At 69.2% G+C, this 14,287-nt stretch carries 16 protein-coding genes; 13 read left to right on the plus strand and 3 right to left on the minus strand.

The window, feature by feature from the left end:
• Positions 1 to 107: 107 nt before the first annotated feature.
• Positions 108 to 1,373: an EAL and HDOD domain-containing protein gene (locus B9P64_RS01350; RefSeq protein WP_139826080.1), complete on the plus strand. Its 1,266-nt coding sequence runs from the start codon at positions 108 to 110 to the stop codon at positions 1,371 to 1,373.
• 84 nt (positions 1,374 to 1,457) lie between these two features.
• Here the strand turns inward: B9P64_RS01350 and B9P64_RS01355 are convergent, their stop codons facing one another.
• Entirely contained in the window at positions 1,458 to 2,723 is a 1,266-nt protein-coding gene (locus B9P64_RS01355; protein WP_085314578.1) for a D-amino acid dehydrogenase, read from the minus strand.
• Positions 2,724 to 2,920: 197 nt separating this feature from the next.
• Here B9P64_RS01355 and B9P64_RS01360 point away from each other — a divergent pair, with 197 nt between their 5' ends.
• Genes B9P64_RS01360 through B9P64_RS01375 form a run of 4 tightly spaced genes read left to right on the plus strand, consistent with a single transcriptional unit; the run spans position 2,921 to position 6,519 of the window.
• Positions 2,921 to 3,850, plus strand: coding sequence for a branched-chain amino acid ABC transporter permease (locus B9P64_RS01360; protein WP_085314468.1), 930 nt, complete (start codon positions 2,921 to 2,923; stop codon positions 3,848 to 3,850).
• 10 nt (positions 3,851 to 3,860) lie between these two features.
• Positions 3,861 to 5,018, plus strand: coding sequence for an ABC transporter permease subunit (locus tag B9P64_RS01365; RefSeq protein WP_085314469.1), 1,158 nt, complete (start codon positions 3,861 to 3,863; stop codon positions 5,016 to 5,018).
• Positions 5,015 to 5,785 (plus strand): ABC transporter ATP-binding protein, encoded by a 771-nt coding sequence (locus tag B9P64_RS01370; protein ID WP_085314470.1) that lies wholly within the window; start codon positions 5,015 to 5,017, stop codon positions 5,783 to 5,785. The genes B9P64_RS01365 and B9P64_RS01370 overlap by 4 nt, the downstream gene beginning before the upstream one ends.
• Positions 5,782 to 6,519: an ABC transporter ATP-binding protein gene (locus B9P64_RS01375; protein WP_085314471.1), complete on the plus strand. Its 738-nt coding sequence runs from the start codon at positions 5,782 to 5,784 to the stop codon at positions 6,517 to 6,519. Before B9P64_RS01370 ends, B9P64_RS01375 begins: the two co-directional genes overlap by 4 nt.
• Positions 6,520 to 6,529: 10 nt before the next feature.
• Here the strand turns inward: B9P64_RS01375 and B9P64_RS01380 are convergent, their stop codons facing one another.
• Entirely contained in the window at positions 6,530 to 7,579 is a 1,050-nt protein-coding gene (locus B9P64_RS01380) for a CDP-6-deoxy-delta-3,4-glucoseen reductase (RefSeq protein ID WP_085314472.1), read from the minus strand.
• 12 nt (positions 7,580 to 7,591) lie between these two features.
• Here B9P64_RS01380 and B9P64_RS01385 point away from each other — a divergent pair, with 12 nt between their 5' ends.
• Entirely contained in the window at positions 7,592 to 8,578 is a 987-nt protein-coding gene (locus B9P64_RS01385) for an NAD-dependent epimerase/dehydratase family protein (protein WP_085314473.1), read from the plus strand.
• Here B9P64_RS01385 and B9P64_RS01390 read toward each other — a convergent pair.
• Positions 8,533 to 8,835, minus strand: coding sequence for an antibiotic biosynthesis monooxygenase family protein (locus tag B9P64_RS01390; RefSeq protein ID WP_085314474.1), 303 nt, complete (start codon positions 8,833 to 8,835; stop codon positions 8,533 to 8,535). The genes B9P64_RS01385 and B9P64_RS01390 overlap by 46 nt on opposite strands.
• Positions 8,836 to 9,063: 228 nt before the next feature.
• Here B9P64_RS01390 and B9P64_RS01395 point away from each other — a divergent pair, with 228 nt between their 5' ends.
• The 7 genes from B9P64_RS01395 to B9P64_RS01425 all read left to right on the plus strand — a co-directional run bounded on the left by B9P64_RS01395 (position 9,064) and on the right by B9P64_RS01425 (position 14,271).
• The gene (locus B9P64_RS01395) at positions 9,064 to 10,095 is read left to right on the plus strand and encodes a helix-turn-helix domain-containing protein (protein ID WP_085314475.1); all 1,032 of its coding nucleotides are present in this window, start codon (positions 9,064 to 9,066) and stop codon (positions 10,093 to 10,095) included.
• Between the two features lie 391 nt (positions 10,096 to 10,486).
• Positions 10,487 to 11,641, plus strand: a complete 1,155-nt coding sequence (locus B9P64_RS01400) for an amine dehydrogenase large subunit (protein WP_085314476.1) — start codon at positions 10,487 to 10,489, stop codon at positions 11,639 to 11,641.
• Positions 11,638 to 12,189, plus strand: coding sequence for a MauE/DoxX family redox-associated membrane protein (locus tag B9P64_RS01405; RefSeq protein ID WP_085314477.1), 552 nt, complete (start codon positions 11,638 to 11,640; stop codon positions 12,187 to 12,189). The genes B9P64_RS01400 and B9P64_RS01405 overlap by 4 nt, the downstream gene beginning before the upstream one ends.
• A gap of 15 nt (positions 12,190 to 12,204) precedes the next feature.
• Positions 12,205 to 12,810 carry a methylamine dehydrogenase accessory protein MauD gene (gene mauD, locus B9P64_RS01410; RefSeq protein ID WP_085314478.1) on the plus strand — a complete coding sequence of 202 codons (606 nt, stop codon included), beginning with the start codon at positions 12,205 to 12,207 and terminating at the stop codon, positions 12,808 to 12,810.
• Positions 12,811 to 12,818: 8 nt separating this feature from the next.
• Positions 12,819 to 13,355, plus strand: coding sequence for a methylamine dehydrogenase light chain (locus tag B9P64_RS01415; RefSeq protein WP_085314579.1), 537 nt, complete (start codon positions 12,819 to 12,821; stop codon positions 13,353 to 13,355).
• Positions 13,352 to 13,807 carry a c-type cytochrome gene (locus tag B9P64_RS01420; RefSeq protein ID WP_085314479.1) on the plus strand — a complete coding sequence of 152 codons (456 nt, stop codon included), beginning with the start codon at positions 13,352 to 13,354 and terminating at the stop codon, positions 13,805 to 13,807. The genes B9P64_RS01415 and B9P64_RS01420 overlap by 4 nt, the downstream gene beginning before the upstream one ends.
• Entirely contained in the window at positions 13,807 to 14,271 is a 465-nt protein-coding gene (locus tag B9P64_RS01425; RefSeq protein ID WP_085314480.1) for a c-type cytochrome, read from the plus strand. Before B9P64_RS01420 ends, B9P64_RS01425 begins: the two co-directional genes overlap by 1 nt.
• The last annotated feature ends 16 nt before the right edge of the window (positions 14,272 to 14,287 follow it).

A 14,287-nucleotide genomic window follows, 5' to 3' on the forward strand; every position in this document is an offset into this window, starting at 1 on the left:
CGCCGATCGGCGCCGTGCCACTGCACCGACCATCGGCAGGATGCCGCCGCGTCTGCCACGGGCGCCGCCCGCGCGCCGGGATGCGATGGCCACGGAGAACCCTGCCGATGGGATCGCGAGAAGCACTCACTACGGGCGCACCCGACGACGGGGCGTCGCACACCTTCATCGCGCGCCAGCCCATTCTCGACCGCGACGAGAAGATCGTCGGCTACGAGCTGCTGTCGCGCGCCGATGCCGAGACCGACCATGCGCCGGCCCGCCACACGCGCGAGAGCGACAGCGTGCTGCTGTTCCATGCGCTGTCCAATTTCGGTGCCGACACGCTGTTCGGCGACAAGGACGCCTTCGTCAACGCCTCGCTCGATGCGCTCGACGGCGAGCACCTGGAACTGATCCATCCCGAGCGCATCGTGATCGAGATCGCCGACCGCGCGCCGGCCGGCCGCATTGCCGAGATCGGCGAGCAGCTGGCGGCGCTGCGCGAACGCGGCTTTCGCCTGGCCGGCGGCGGCTGGATGCTCGACGACGCCTTCCGCGCCTGGCTGCCGCTGCTCGGCCATCTCAAGATCGATGTGCGCGAGCTGCCGCCGCGCGACGCCCAGCGGCTGCTCGGGCTGGCGGCGCTCAACAACAAGCTGCGGCTGGTCGCCGAGCGGGTCGAGACGCGCGAGGTGTTCGAGCGCTACCGCGATCTCGGCTTCCATCTGTTCCAGGGCTATTACTTCCAGCGCCCGCGCACCCTGGGCACCAGGAGCATCAGCCCGGCGCACGGCAATGTGCTGCAACTCATGGACCTGACCCGGCGCGAGGCCGACGCCAGCGCCATCGAGGCGGTGCTCAAGCGCGACCCGGCGCTGTCGTTCAAGCTGCTGCGCTACATCAACAGCTCGGGCTTCGGGCTGATGTGCGAGGTCACCTCGTTTCGCCATGCGGTGATGATTCTTGGCTACGCCAAGCTGTTCCGCTGGCTCGCGGTGCTGTTTGCGACCGTGGGTGCCAACAGCGTGCCGCCGGCGCTGGCGCGCACCGTCATCACGCGCGGCCGGCTGATGGAGCTGCTGGCGCTCAAGCTGCTGCCGCGCGACCAGTGCGACAACGCCTTCGTGGTCGGCATCTTCTCGGCGCTGGACGCGATGCTCGGCATGCCGATGCAGCAGGTGCTGGCCACGCTGGCGCTGCCGGCCGAGGTGACCGATGCGCTGCTGGAGCACACCGGCGTCTACGGCCCCTTCCTGCATCTCGTCGAAGCCTGCGAGGGCGGCGATTTCAACCGGCTCGGCGATCTGGCGCTGGCGCTCCAGCTGGAGCCGTATTCGGTCAGCGAGGCGCACATGAGCGCGCTGGCCTGGACCGAGACGCTCGGCGTGTGAACCTGACGGCGGCGCGCGGCTCAGTTCGGGCCGTTCACTCCGCTCGGGCCGTTCGGGCCGAAGCGCCGGCGCCGGACCGCCGCCTCAGCGCCGCCCCATCGGCGGCCGGAAATCGATGGCCGGCGCGCGCCCGGTGAGCAGATCGGCGAGCAGCGCGCCCGAGCCCGCTCCCGTCGTCCAGCCGAGCGTGCCGTGGCCGCAGTTGAGCCACAGATTGGCCACGCGGCTGCGGCCGATCAGCGGCACGTTCGACGGCGTGGCGGGCCGCAGCCCGGTCCAGAACGCCGGCTGCGACCAGTCGCAGGCGCCGGCAAACAGCTCGGCGCTGCGGCGCCGCAGCGTCTCGCAGCGCACATCGTCGAGCGCGCGCGGCTGCTCGCTGCCCAGCTCGACCGTGCCGGCCACGCGCAAGCGATCGCCGAAGCGCGAGAACACCAGCTTGTGCGCATCGTCGATCAGGCTCACCTGCGGCGCCCTGGCGGCATCGACCACCGGAAACGTCGCCGAATAGCCCTTGGCCGCGATGATCGGCGCGTGGATGCCGAGCGGCCGCAGCAGCGCCGGCGACTGGCTTGCAAGCGCCACCACGAAGGCATCGCCGCCGAGCGCTGAATGGCGCCCGTCGCGGCCCAGCAGCTCGGCCGCCGCGATGCGCCCGTCGCGCGCGACCAGCCGCGTCACCTCCTGGTCGAAGACGAAGTCCACACCCGCCGCGCGCGCCCGCTCGGCCAGCGCGGCGGTGAAGCGATGCACATCGCCCGACTCGTCGGCGGCGGTGTAGTCGGCGCCGACAATGCGGTGCGCGATCGACGCCAGCGCCGGCTCGATGGCGACTGCGCCGGCCGCATCCAGCACCCGCCGCTCGACGCCGAATTCGCGCATCAGCGCCGCGCCGGGCGCGACCGCTTCCATGACCGCGCGGTCGGTGAAGAAACGCAGGATGCCGCGCTCGAGATGGTCGTAATCGATGGCCAGCTCGGTGCGCAGCGCTTGCAGCGTGGCGCGTGAATAGCTGGCCAGCGTGACGATGTCGCGCACATTGGCGCGCAGCCGCGCGTCGGTGCATTCGCGCAGGAAGCGCAGGCACCAGTCCCACTGGCGCCAGTCCAGGCGCGGGCGGAACAGCAGCGGCGCATCGGCGCGCGCCATCCATCTGGCGATCTTGAGCGGCGCCGCCGGATTGGCCCAGGGCTCGGCATAGCAGACCGAAATCTGCCCGCCGTTGGCGAAGCTGGTCTCGCGCGCCGCGCCGGCCTGGCGGTCGACCACGGTCACCTCGCAGCCGCGCGCGCGCAGGAACCACGCGCTGGCGACGCCGACGATGCCGGCGCCGAGAACGATCACCCTCAATTTGCTCTCCGTCATGAACCGGCGCACAGGCCGCGCCGCAAGCGCGCAACCTCGCCGGGGCCGCGATTGTGCGCGGATAGAATCCGCCGCCCTCGCAAGCGCCAGCGCATTGCCCGGTTTTCAACCCGCCGGCAATGGAATGGTTCCTGCGTGCGCGCACCGGTCGGCCCGCCCTGCCCAACGCCTCAAGGAAACGCATGGAGACTTTGCTTCAGCAACTCATCAACGGGCTGGTGCTCGGCAGCGTGTATGCGCTGATCGCGCTCGGCTACACGATGGTTTACGGGATTCTCCAGCTCATCAATTTCGCGCATGGCGATGTGCTGATGGTCGGCGCGCTGACCGCGCTGAGCACCGCCAAGCTGCTGCAGGAGCAGGCGCCCTGGCTGCCCGGCCCGCTGGTGCTGCTGATCGCGCTGGCAGCGGCCATCGTGGTCTGCGTGCTGGTCAACATCGCCATCGAGCGCATCGCCTACCGGCCGCTGCGCAACGCGCCGCGCTTGGCGCCGCTCATCACCGCCATCGGCGTGTCGATCACGCTGCAAACGCTGGCAATGCTGATCTGGAGCCGCAACTACATGGTGTTTCCGGCGCTGCTGCCCAATGCGCCGATGGCCGTCGGCGGCGCGTCGATCACGCCGGTGCAGGTGATGATCGTGGCGCTGTCGCTGGCGCTCATGACCGGGCTGGTACTGCTGGTCAACAAGACCAAGCTCGGCCGCGCGATGCGCGCCACCGCCGAGAACCCGCGCGTCGCGGCGCTGATGGGCATCGACCCCGACCGGGTCATCGTCATCACCTTCGCGCTCGGGGCGGCGCTGGCCGCCGTGGCCGGCGTGATGATCGCGGCCAACTATTCCATCGCCCACTTCTACATGGGCTTTCTGCCGGGGCTCAAGGCGTTCACGGCGGCGGTGCTGGGCGGCATCGGCAACCTGTACGGCGCGATGGTCGGCGGGCTGCTGCTCGGGCTGATCGAGGCGCTCGGCGCCGGCTATATCGGCGACCTCACGGGCGGCGTGCTGGGCAGCAACTACCAGGACATCTTCGCCTTCGTGGTGCTCATCATCGTGCTCACGCTGCGCCCGTCCGGGATCATGGGCGAGCGCGTCGCCGACCGCGCCTGAGGACGCCGCCATGACTTCCACTCCGCAAGCCCTCAACCGCAAGCCGACGCTGTTCCCGCGCTTTGCCGACAACCCGGGCGGCGCCATCGCGGCCACGCTGGTCACCGCCGTGGTGCTGGCACTGCTGCCGTTTGGCGTGGGCCATTTCGGCAATGCCTGGGTGCGCATCCTCGACTTCGCGCTGCTCTACGTGATGCTGGCGCTGGGCTTGAACATCGTCGTGGGCTTCGCCGGGCTGCTCGATCTCGGCTACATCGCGTTCTATGCGGTCGGCGCCTACATGTACGGGCTGCTCGCGTCGCCGCATCTGACCGAAACCTTCCCAGCCATCGCGGCGCTGGTGCCGGGCGGCATGCATGTGCCGGTGTGGTTCGTGATTCCGCTCGCGGGCGGGCTGGCGGCCTTCTTCGGCGTGATGCTGGGCGCGCCCACGCTCAAGCTGCGCGGCGATTACCTGGCCATCGTCACGCTCGGCTTCGGCGAGATCGTGCGCATCTTCATGCTCAACCTGAACGCGCCGCTCAACCTCACCAACGGGCCGCAGGGCATCAACCTGATCGACCCGATCGCCTTCGGCGACTTCAGCCTGGGCAAGCGGCACGAGATCTTTGGCACCAAGTACGTCGGCACCTATTTCTATTACTACGTGTTCCTGGGGCTGACGGTGCTGACCATCGTGGCCTGCAACCGGCTCCAGGATTCGCGCATCGGCCGGGCCTGGATGGCGATCCGCGAGGACGAGATCGCGGCCAAGGCAATGGGCATCAACACCCGCAACATCAAGCTGCTGGCCTTCGCGATGGGCGCGAGCTTCGGCGGCGTGGCGGGCTCGATGTTCGCGGCCTTCCAGGGCTTCATCTCGCCGGAGTCGTTCAGCCTGATGGAGTCGATCGTGGTGCTGGCGATGGTGGTGCTCGGCGGCATGGGCCACATCCCGGGCGTGGTGTTCGGCGCAGTGCTGCTGGCGGTCTTCCCCGAGGCGTTGCGCTATGTGGCCGGGCCGGCGCAGGACGCGCTCTTCGGCCGCGTGATCGTCGATGCCGAGGTGCTGCGCATGCTGATCTACGGCGTGGCAATGGTGGCGATCATGCTGCTGCGGCCCAAGGGGCTGTGGCCGGCGCCGGTACACGGCGTGGTGCCGGCCAAGACCGGCGGAGCGGCGCAATGAGCGAGCTGATTCTTCATGTGAGCGGCGTCAACAAGCGCTTTGGCGGCTTGCAGGCGCTGGGCGACGTGGGCCTCGACATCACGCGCGGCCAGATCTACGGGCTCATCGGCCCCAATGGCGCCGGCAAGACCACTTTCTTCAACGTGATTACCGGGCTTTACACGCCCGACTCGGGCGAGTTCGTGCTCGGCGGCGAGCCCTATGCGCCGACCGCCGTGCACAAGGTGGCCGAGGCCGGCATCGCGCGCACCTTCCAGAACATCCGCCTGTTCCCCGACATGACGGCGCTGGAGAACGTGATGGTCGGCCGCCATGTGCGCACGAAGAGCGGGCTGGCGCGCGCCATCTTCAAGACTCGCTTCGAGCGCAACGAGGAAGCCGACATCCGCCGGCGCGCCGAGGAGCTGCTGGAGTTCGTCGGCATCGCGCGCTACGCGAGTTTTCAGGCGCGCACGCTGTCCTACGGCGACCAGCGCCGGCTGGAGATTGCCCGGGCGCTCGCCACCGAACCCAAGCTGCTCGCGCTCGACGAACCGGCCGCCGGCATGAACGCGACCGAGAAGCTCCAGCTGCGCGAACTGCTGGTGCGCATCAAGGCCGAGGGCCGGACCATCCTGCTCATCGAGCACGACGTGAAGCTGGTGATGGGCCTGTGCGACCGCGTGACCGTGCTCGATTACGGCAAGGTGATTGCCGTCGGGCCGCCGGCCGAGGTGCAGCGCAATCCGGCGGTGATCGAGGCTTATCTCGGGGGAGCGCAGGCATGAGCGCGGTGGAACAGACAGCGCCGGGCAGCGTGCTCGCGGTGCGCGGATTGAAGGTCGGCTATGGCGGCATCCAGGCGGTCAAGGGCATCGATATCGACGTGAACGCCGGCGAGCTGGTGTCGCTGATCGGCGCCAACGGCGCGGGCAAGACGACCACGCTCAAGGCCATCACCGGCGGCGTGCCGTGGAGCGGCAGCATCGGCTACTTCGGCCAGCCGATCGCCGGGCGCAAGAGCTTCGAGCTGCTGCGCGGCGGGCTGGTGATGGTGCCGGAAGGGCGCGGCGTGTTCGCGCGCATGACCATCACCGAGAACCTGTTGATGGGCGCGCATGTGCGCAGCGACGGTCAGGTGCAGGCCGACATCGACCGCATGTTCGGCCTGTTCCCGCGCCTGAAGGAACGCGCCAGGCAGCTGGCCGGCACCATGTCGGGCGGCGAGCAGCAGATGCTGGCGATGGCGCGCGCGCTGATGAGCCAGCCCAAGCTGCTGCTGCTCGACGAGCCCTCGATGGGGCTGTCGCCGATCATGGTCGAGAAGGTGTTCGAGGTGGTGCGCGCGGTGCATGCCGAGGGCGTGACCATCCTGCTGGTGGAGCAGAACGCACGCCTCGCGCTCCAGATTGCCGACCGTGGCTATGTGATGGATTCGGGCGAGGTCACGCTGAGCGGGCCGGCCGCCCAGCTGCTGGTCGATCCCAAGGTGCGGGCGGCCTATCTGGGCGAGGAGCTCTAGCCGCTGCGGCTCAGGCGCCGGCCGAATCCGCCGCCGTGGTGAAGGCATCGGCGAAGTAGTTGTCCTCGTTCAGCTCGCCCTGCTCGACCAGCACGCGGCGCGCTTCGTCGACCATGGCCGGCGAGCCGCAGGCATAGGCGTGCCACATCATCAGCTCGGGTTCGTCGGCCAGCGCCACGTCCTGCACATGGCCGGTGCGGCCGGTCCAGTTGTCCTCGGGCGCGGGGCGCGACAGCACCGGCACATAGGTGAAGTCGAGCCCGGCCGCCTTGGCCTGACGTTCCAGCTCCAGCGCGGTGTCGTGCGCATACAAATCCTTGAGCGTGCGCGCGCCCCAGTACAGGCGCAGCGTGCGCGGGTCCTTGGTGTGGATCGCGTGCTCGATGATCGCCTTGAGCGGGCCGAAGCCGGTGCCGGTCGCCAGCAGCAGCGCCGGCTTGGTCGACTGGCGCAAAAAGAAAGTGCCGAGCGGCAGCTCGATGCGCAGGATGTCGCGCTCTTTCAGCGCCGGCTCGGCGGCGCCGAACAGCGTGTCGGTGAACTTGCCGCCCGGCACATGGCGGATGTGCAGCTCGATCTGCTCGGCCAGATGCGGCGCGTTGGCGATCGAATAGCTGCGCCGCGTGCCGTCGCGCAGGATGAAGTCGAGGAACTGGCCGGCGTTGTACTGCGGCCGCTCGTTGGCCGGCAGTTGCAGCCGCAGCACGACCACGTCGGCGCTCGGGCGCGTGATGCTGGCGACGCGGGTCGGCAGCTTGCGCGGCGGCACCACGCCTTCGGCCACGACGCCGCGGCATTCGATTTCGACATCGCCTTGGGCGTGGGCGCGGCACATGAGCACATGACCGGTCTTGGCTTCGGCATCGGTGAGCGCGCGCGGCTGATAGGCGCCGAGGGTCACTTCGCCGCACAGCACGCGCGCCTTGCATGATCCGCAGGCGCCGTCGCGGCAGCCGTAAGGCAGGGTCACGCCCTGGCGCAGGCCGGCGTCGAGCAGGGTTTCGCCGGCATCGGCGCTAAAGCTGCGGCCGCTCGGCCGGACCACGACATTGGAGCTCATAAAGGTGTTCGCATGAAAAAGAAGGTGTTGATCGTGGGCGCGGGCAACGTGGGCGCGCGCGCGATGGCGCTGCTGCGCCGGCGCACCGAACTGACGGTGCTCACGTCGCAAGCTTCGCGCCGGGCGGCCTTGCGTGCGGCCGGCGCGCGCCGGGTCGTGGTCGGCAATCTGGACCGCGCGCGCACGCTGGCGCCGCTGGCAAGAATGCACTTCGACGCGGTCATCCATCTGGCGCCGCCGCAAGCTTCGGGCGAACGCGATCTGCGCACGCGGCGGCTGGTGGCGGCACTGACGGCGGGCGCCGGGCGGCGGATTCTAGCCAGCGATCCGGCTGCCGCGCCGGCAAGCCCGCATCGCGCCCATGGCCGCCGGCCGGTGTTCGTGTACGTGAGCACCACCGGCGTGTATGGCGACTGCGGCGGTGCGCGCATCGACGAAGCGCGGCCGCCGCGCCCGGCCAATGCGCGCGCGCGCCGCCGCGTCGATGCCGAACGCCAGCTCGCGCGCGCGGCCCGCGCCGGCGCCTGGCGGCTGGCGGTGCTGCGCGCGCCCGGCATCTACGACGCGGCGCAGCTGCCGCTGGCCCGGCTGCGCGCCGGCACGCCGGCCATCCGCGCCGAGGACGACAGCTACAGCAACCATGTGCATGCCGACGATCTGGCCGCGATGTGCGTGGCCGCGCTGCGCACGCGCCGGATTGCGCGCGTCTACAACGCCTGCGATTTCACCGAACTGAAGATGGGCGACTGGTTCGACCTGGTGGCCGAACGCTTTGGCTTGCCGCCGCCGCCCCGGCTGCCGCGCGACGAGGTGCGGCGCGCGGTCAGCCCGATGCTGTGGTCGTTCATGAACGAGTCGCGCCGCATGCAGCCGCTGCGGCTGGTGCGCGAACTGCGCTTTCGGCACCGCTGGCCGACGGTGCACACGGCGCTGGGCGCCAGCGCCGATCCGGCTCAGATCACCGCGTCGAACAGCTCCAGATTGGGCGGGCCGAGGTAGATGTCGCGCGAGGCGCCGGCGCCCGCATGCGCCTTGCGGAAGGCTTCGGACTGGGTCCAGTTCTCGAACGCGGTGCGCGATTCCCAGACCGAATGCGACGCGAACAGCGTGAACTCGGCGGTGGTCGCGCCTTGCAGCAGGTGGAACTCCTTGAAGCCGGGCACTTCGTCGAGATAGCTCTCGCGCTTCTTCCAGATGTCGATGAATTCCTGCTCGCGGCCGGGCGCGATGCGGAAACGGTTCATGGCGAGGAACATGGCGGGTCCTGTGCATTGAGGTGCCGCGCGTGGGCGGCGGAGTGCCAAGTATCGGCCAGCAGCACGCTCGCCGTCGGCCGGCGCGGCGTCGTGCGCAACGGCACATGGCTTGCGTGGCAGGCTGACCGGCCGTGTCACCGCCGGCTGACGCGACATCGCGTCCGCGCCATCGGGCGATGCGCGCTTCGCTCGCCATTGCCGGCTCGTCCTTTTCCCGTTGCCCCGCCAATGCTCCCGCCCCAGCCCACCGCCCCCGGCCAATACCTGAGCGTCGAAACCTCCGACGCCCAGCTCCAGGCCGCCTGTCTGCCGGGTTGGACCCAGGACTACATGCAGCTGTCCTGCGGCCAGTTCGTCGGCCGGCTGATCGAGGTGAAGCTCGGGCCGGTGCAGGTCTATCGCGAGACGCTCAACCAGGCCACCGACGAGCGCTGCCAGGGCCCGGACGACCGCTGCACCGTCGGCATGACGCTGTCGGGGCGCGGCGGCTTTCTGCAGGGCCGGCCGATGGAGGAGCACAGCCTCTGGGTGCTGCCGGCCAATGAATTCATCCGCTATCGCGCGCCGCACGACTCCGACATCGTCGTCGCCAGCCTCGATACCGACGCGCTGCTGCGCCATGCGCGCATCGTGCTCGGCCGCGACATTGCGCCGCTGCTCGACGACGCGCCGCTGCGCGGCCTCACGAGCCTGACCGGCACGCGCTTTCGCCGCACGCTCGGCAGCGCCATCCGCGCCAGCGCCAGCACGCCGGCGCTGCTGCAACACCCGGCCGCGCTGCGCCAGCTGGCCGACGACGTGCTCGATGCCTGCGTGCTCGCGCTCGGCGAGGCCCAGCACGACAACCGCCTGCTGCGCGACCGCCAGCATGTGCATCGCGCCATCGTCGACCGCGCGCGCGAATTCATCCTCGACCGGCGCGGCAGCGCACCCACCGTCACCGACCTGTGCGAGCAGCTCGGCATGAGCCGGCGCGGTCTGCACCACGCCTTCGTGCATGTGCTCGACATCAGCCCGGTCGCCTACATCCGCCAGCTGCGGCTGCATGAGGTGCGCCGCATGCTGGTCGAGGACGGCGTCGCGGTCTCGACGGCGGCGCATGCCTGGGGCTTCTGGCACCTCGGCATCTTTTCGCAGTACTACAAGGCGATGTTCGGCGAGCTGCCGTCGGTGACGGCGCGCACGCCCGGCCATGCGCGGCTGCGGCCGCTCGATCCACGCACCGCCGGCGCGCTCGCCGACCAGCTGCTGCTGGGCTGACCGCAGGATTGGCACTGCGCGAAAGCACATTCGCGCAAGTTGAAAGAGCCACTTTGCGCCGCCCGCATCGGGCCAGCGCCGGGCGTGCCAGCCACTATCAAGAATCGGCCTGATCTCACCCGAAAAGCCGACCCGTTTCGCACCACAGCGGGGAAGAGTTTTCTGCCCGAGCGCATTGCCCGGCCCCCGCGCGGTGCGGCTTGCCAATCGGCCATCAAGAATCGGCCTTTCGGCGGAAGAATTGCCGGTTTTCCGCACCAAGCGCGTGCAAATCGAAAACCCGCGGAATTCTTTACTCCCCCTGCCGGCATCGGCACCATTTCCAGCGCGAAAGATTCGCCAATTCGTCCGGCCGCGCGCCGGGCAAAGCATCGAAGCCTGGAGATTCCCAATGAAAACCGTCCTGACCGCGATTGCGGCGGCCATCGGCATGATGTGCGCGAATGCGCTGTTCGCCGCCGATGAATTCGTTCCCGAAACGCTTTCCGTCGAAAAGGAAATCAAGCCCGGCCCGAATGCATTCGTTCTCGATCAGAACTGGAGCGGTGCCAGCCGGGTGAATGTGTTCTCGACCGAGGATCTGACCAACAAGGGTCTGATGAGCCTGGGCCTGATCGGCAATTTCCTCGTCTCGAAAGATGGCGGCACGGTCTGGACCGTGTCGATCTTTCCCAAGCGCATCGTGCATGGCCCGCTCGAAGCGGTATTGCAGGAGCACGATGTCAAGACGCTGACGATTCGCCGCGAGATTCCGATTTCGGAGAAATTGGCGCAAAGCCTGGCCTATAGCTCGCTGCTCGCGCTTTCGGCCGACGAGAAATACGCGCTGATCCAGAACGCGACGCCGGCCAGCTCGGTGAGCGTGGTCGATCTGGCCGCCGGCAAGCAGATCGGCGAAGTGCCGACGCCCGGCTGCTGGGGCGTCTATGCCCTGCCCGAGGGGCTCGGCTTTTCGACCCTGTGCGGCGACGGCACGCTCGCCAGCTTCCGCGTCGGCGCCGACGGCAGCCATGCGGCGCCGGTGCGCAGCGAGAAGTTCTTCGATACCGATACCGACGCCGTATTCATGCATGCCGAGCGCGCGGGCAAGGAGCTGCTGTTCGTCTCCTTCACCGGCAAGCTGTTCCGCATCGACAACTCCGGCGCCCAGCCCAAGGTGAAGGAGAAATACGACTTTGCCGCCGGCATCCCCGGCGACTGGCGCCCGGGCGGCTACCAGATCAGCGCGTACAACGCGGCCAACAACGTGCTGTTCGTCGGCATGCATCCCGAGGGCCACGAGGGCTCGCACAAGGACCCGGCCAGCGAGGTCTGGGCGCTCGACCTCAAGAGCCGGACGGTGCAATACCGCTCGGCGGTCGAGAAGCTGTCGGCGATCTTCGTCAGCGCCGACAAGGCGCCGGTGCTGATCGGCGTGAGCGAAACCGCCGACCTGACGCGCTACGAGATCGACCCGAGCGCGCGCTACGCCGCCAAGCCCACGCACAAGCTGGAGAAGATCGGCGACTACATCCAGCTCGGCCATGCGGCCGGCGCCGCCAAGTGAACGCGGCCTTCGGCGATCTCGCGGCGCTGGCCGGCACGGTCTTTCTGCTGCTGCTGTTCACGCGCGCCGCCTGGCACAAGACGCTGGAGTTCGACCGCTTCGCCGGCTACGTGGCCGATTACCGCGTGCTGCCGGTGGCGCTGGCGCGGCCGGCGGCGGCGCTGGCGGCGGGCGCCGAGGCGCTCACGGTTGGCGCGCTGGTCGTGCCCGGCACGTCGGCCGCCGGCGCGGCGGCGGCGGCGGCGCTGCTGCTCGGCTACGGACTCGCGATGGGCGTGAATGTCGCGCGCGGACGGCGCCACATCGACTGCGGCTGCGGCGGTGCCCGCCAGGCCGTGTCGTGGTGGCTGGTCATGCGCAATGCGGCACTCGCCGGTCTCGGGGCCGTGCTCGCGCAGCGCGCGCCCGGCGCCTTTTCCACCACCGAAACCGCGCTGGCGATTGCCGGCGGCTTTCTGTGCTGGCTGGTCTATGAACTGGCCGCCTATTCCCTCGCCAATTGGCAAAAGCTCGCGCCGCCCACTGGCGCGACCGATTTACCGCATTGAAAGGGGCGCTTGCCCATGACACTTCTCTATTTCATCGTGGCCGTATTGGCACTGGCGGTGATCGCGATGATGTTCATCATCTTCGCGCTGGCCCGGCAGATCGGCATTCTTTTCGAGCGCATTTCGCCGGTGGGCGCAATGGTGAACGACAGCGGCCCCAAGATCGGCGAATTGGCGCCGGTGTTCAATCTGCCCAGCCTTACCGGCGGCCAGGTGCAGATCGGCTCGGCAGCGGCAAAGAGCCGGCTGGTGTTCTTTCTTTCACCGAGCTGCCCGGTCTGCAAGAAGCTGATTCCGGCCATCAAGGCAATTCAGCAGGATGAGCGCCAATGGCTCGACATCGCGCTGGCCAGCGATGGCGATGAATCGCGCCACCGCCAATTCATCGCAGATGCGCAATTGAGCGGCCTGCCTTATGTGCTGTCGGAGCAATTGGGCGTCACTTACAAGGTGGCCCGTCTGCCGTTTGCCGTGCTGATCGACAGCACCGGCGTCGTGCGCGCCAAGGGCCTCGTCAATACCCGCGAACAGCTCGAAAGCCTGTTCAACGCCGTCGAAACCGGATTCGCCTCGGTCCAGGATTTCAACGGTCGCCAACTCGCCCATTCCCAATCGTTGTGAGCCGCTTCATGAACAAGCTGATCGATTCCCTGCTTTCCGTCATCGACCGCGCGACCGAAAAGCGCGCCCGCAAGACCGCCACCAGCGTCGGCCGCCGCAGCCTGCTGTCCAGGACCGGCCTCGCGCTCGCGGGCACGGCGCTGGTGCCGGTGCTGCCCTTCGACCGCGCGCCCGGCAATGCCTGGGCCGCGACCGGCGGCGACAAGAACGACCAGTACGCCTGTTCGTACTGGCGCTATTGCGCGCTCGACGGCGTGCTGTGCAACAGCGCCGGCGGCAGCCTCACCAGCTGCCCGCCGGGCAGCGAGGCGTCGAAGGTGTCCTGGGTCGGCACCTGCCGCAATCCCAACGACGGCAAGGATTACCTCGTCTCGTACAACGACTGCTGCGGCAAGCCGATGGCCCACAGCACCGAATGCCTCACCTCCGAGCGCGAGCGCCCGGGCTATCGCATGGGCCTGCACAACGACATCAACTGGTGCATGGCCAATGCCAACAAGGGCTATCACTGCACGGTCGCCGTGCTGGTGGGGATGGCGGAATGAGGCGGCAGGGCTGGCGGCGCGGGCTGGCGGCGCTCGGTACCGGCATCGCGCTGCTGGCGGGCGCGCCGGCCGCGTTTGCCGGTGGCGCGGAGTCCTTCGCCAATGTGTGCGCGGCCTGCCATGGTGCGGGCGGCGTTGGCATCGAGGGGCTGGCGCCGCCGCTGCGCAATCCGGCGCACTGGCAGGCGCTCGGCGAACGCGCGCCGGATTACCTCGCCAATGTGCTGGCGGCGGGCCTGAGCGGGACGATCGAGGCGAACGGGCAGGTCTATCGCGGGCTGGTCATGCCGGCGCAGACGCAACTGGCCGCCGCCGAAGCGGCCGAGATCGCGAGCTGGGTGCTCGGCACGCTCAACGGCCTGACGCAGACGGTGACGCCGGAAGCGATCGAGGCCGCGCGCAAGAGCCCGCTGACCCACGCCAGGCTGCGCGCGCTGCGCAAGGGGGAGTGATGAAGCGGTCGTCGCTGCGTGTCGCGATGGCGCTGCTGGCGGGGCTGGCGGGGCCGGCGCTGCTGCCGTCGGCCGCGCTCGCGGGCGAGCTGTCGCCCGGCGCCAACTATCTGCTGCGCTGTGCCGGCTGCCACGGCATCGAAGGCCATGGCGCGCCGGAAAGCGGCATCCCGCCCTTCCCCGGCCTGGTCGATCCGTTCTACCGCGACGCGCAGGGGCGGACCTATCTGCTGCATGTGCCGGGCGTGGTGTCGTCGAGCCTGTCGGCGCAGGAGATTGCCGCAGTGCTCAATTACATTGCCGCGCGCTGGGCCAAGGCGCCGGCGGGCATCGCGCGCTTCGATGCGGCGGAGGTGTCGCAGCGCATGGCGGAGCCGGTCGCCGATGTGGTGGCGTTCCGGCGCGGGCTGGTCGAGAAGTACCGCGCCGCGGGCGTGGAAGTGGCGCCCTATCCCTGGCCCTAGACGCTGGGGCCGTGCG

The sequence above is a fragment of the Derxia lacustris genome (assembly GCF_002105195.1).
GTDB classification, from domain to species: domain Bacteria; phylum Pseudomonadota; class Gammaproteobacteria; order Burkholderiales; family Burkholderiaceae_E; genus Derxia; species Derxia lacustris.

Coding starts and splice junctions, on each gene's coding strand:
- B9P64_RS01350 (WP_139826080.1), top strand. CDS start 108: ATGGGATCGCGAGAAGCACTCACTACGGGCGCACCCGACGACGGGGCG.
- B9P64_RS01360 (WP_085314468.1), top strand. CDS start 2,921: ATGGAGACTTTGCTTCAGCAACTCATCAACGGGCTGGTGCTCGGCAGC.
- B9P64_RS01365 (WP_085314469.1), top strand. CDS start 3,861: ATGACTTCCACTCCGCAAGCCCTCAACCGCAAGCCGACGCTGTTCCCG.
- B9P64_RS01370 (WP_085314470.1), top strand. CDS start 5,015: ATGAGCGAGCTGATTCTTCATGTGAGCGGCGTCAACAAGCGCTTTGGC.
- B9P64_RS01375 (WP_085314471.1), top strand. CDS start 5,782: ATGAGCGCGGTGGAACAGACAGCGCCGGGCAGCGTGCTCGCGGTGCGC.
- B9P64_RS01380 (WP_085314472.1), bottom strand. CDS start 7,579: ATGAGCTCCAATGTCGTGGTCCGGCCGAGCGGCCGCAGCTTTAGCGCC.
- B9P64_RS01385 (WP_085314473.1), top strand. CDS start 7,592: ATGAAAAAGAAGGTGTTGATCGTGGGCGCGGGCAACGTGGGCGCGCGC.
- B9P64_RS01390 (WP_085314474.1), bottom strand. CDS start 8,835: ATGTTCCTCGCCATGAACCGTTTCCGCATCGCGCCCGGCCGCGAGCAG.
- B9P64_RS01395 (WP_085314475.1), top strand. CDS start 9,064: ATGCTCCCGCCCCAGCCCACCGCCCCCGGCCAATACCTGAGCGTCGAA.
- B9P64_RS01400 (WP_085314476.1), top strand. CDS start 10,487: ATGAAAACCGTCCTGACCGCGATTGCGGCGGCCATCGGCATGATGTGC.
- mauD (WP_085314478.1), top strand. CDS start 12,205: ATGACACTTCTCTATTTCATCGTGGCCGTATTGGCACTGGCGGTGATC.
- B9P64_RS01415 (WP_085314579.1), top strand. CDS start 12,819: ATGAACAAGCTGATCGATTCCCTGCTTTCCGTCATCGACCGCGCGACC.
- B9P64_RS01420 (WP_085314479.1), top strand. CDS start 13,352: ATGAGGCGGCAGGGCTGGCGGCGCGGGCTGGCGGCGCTCGGTACCGGC.
- B9P64_RS01425 (WP_085314480.1), top strand. CDS start 13,807: ATGAAGCGGTCGTCGCTGCGTGTCGCGATGGCGCTGCTGGCGGGGCTG.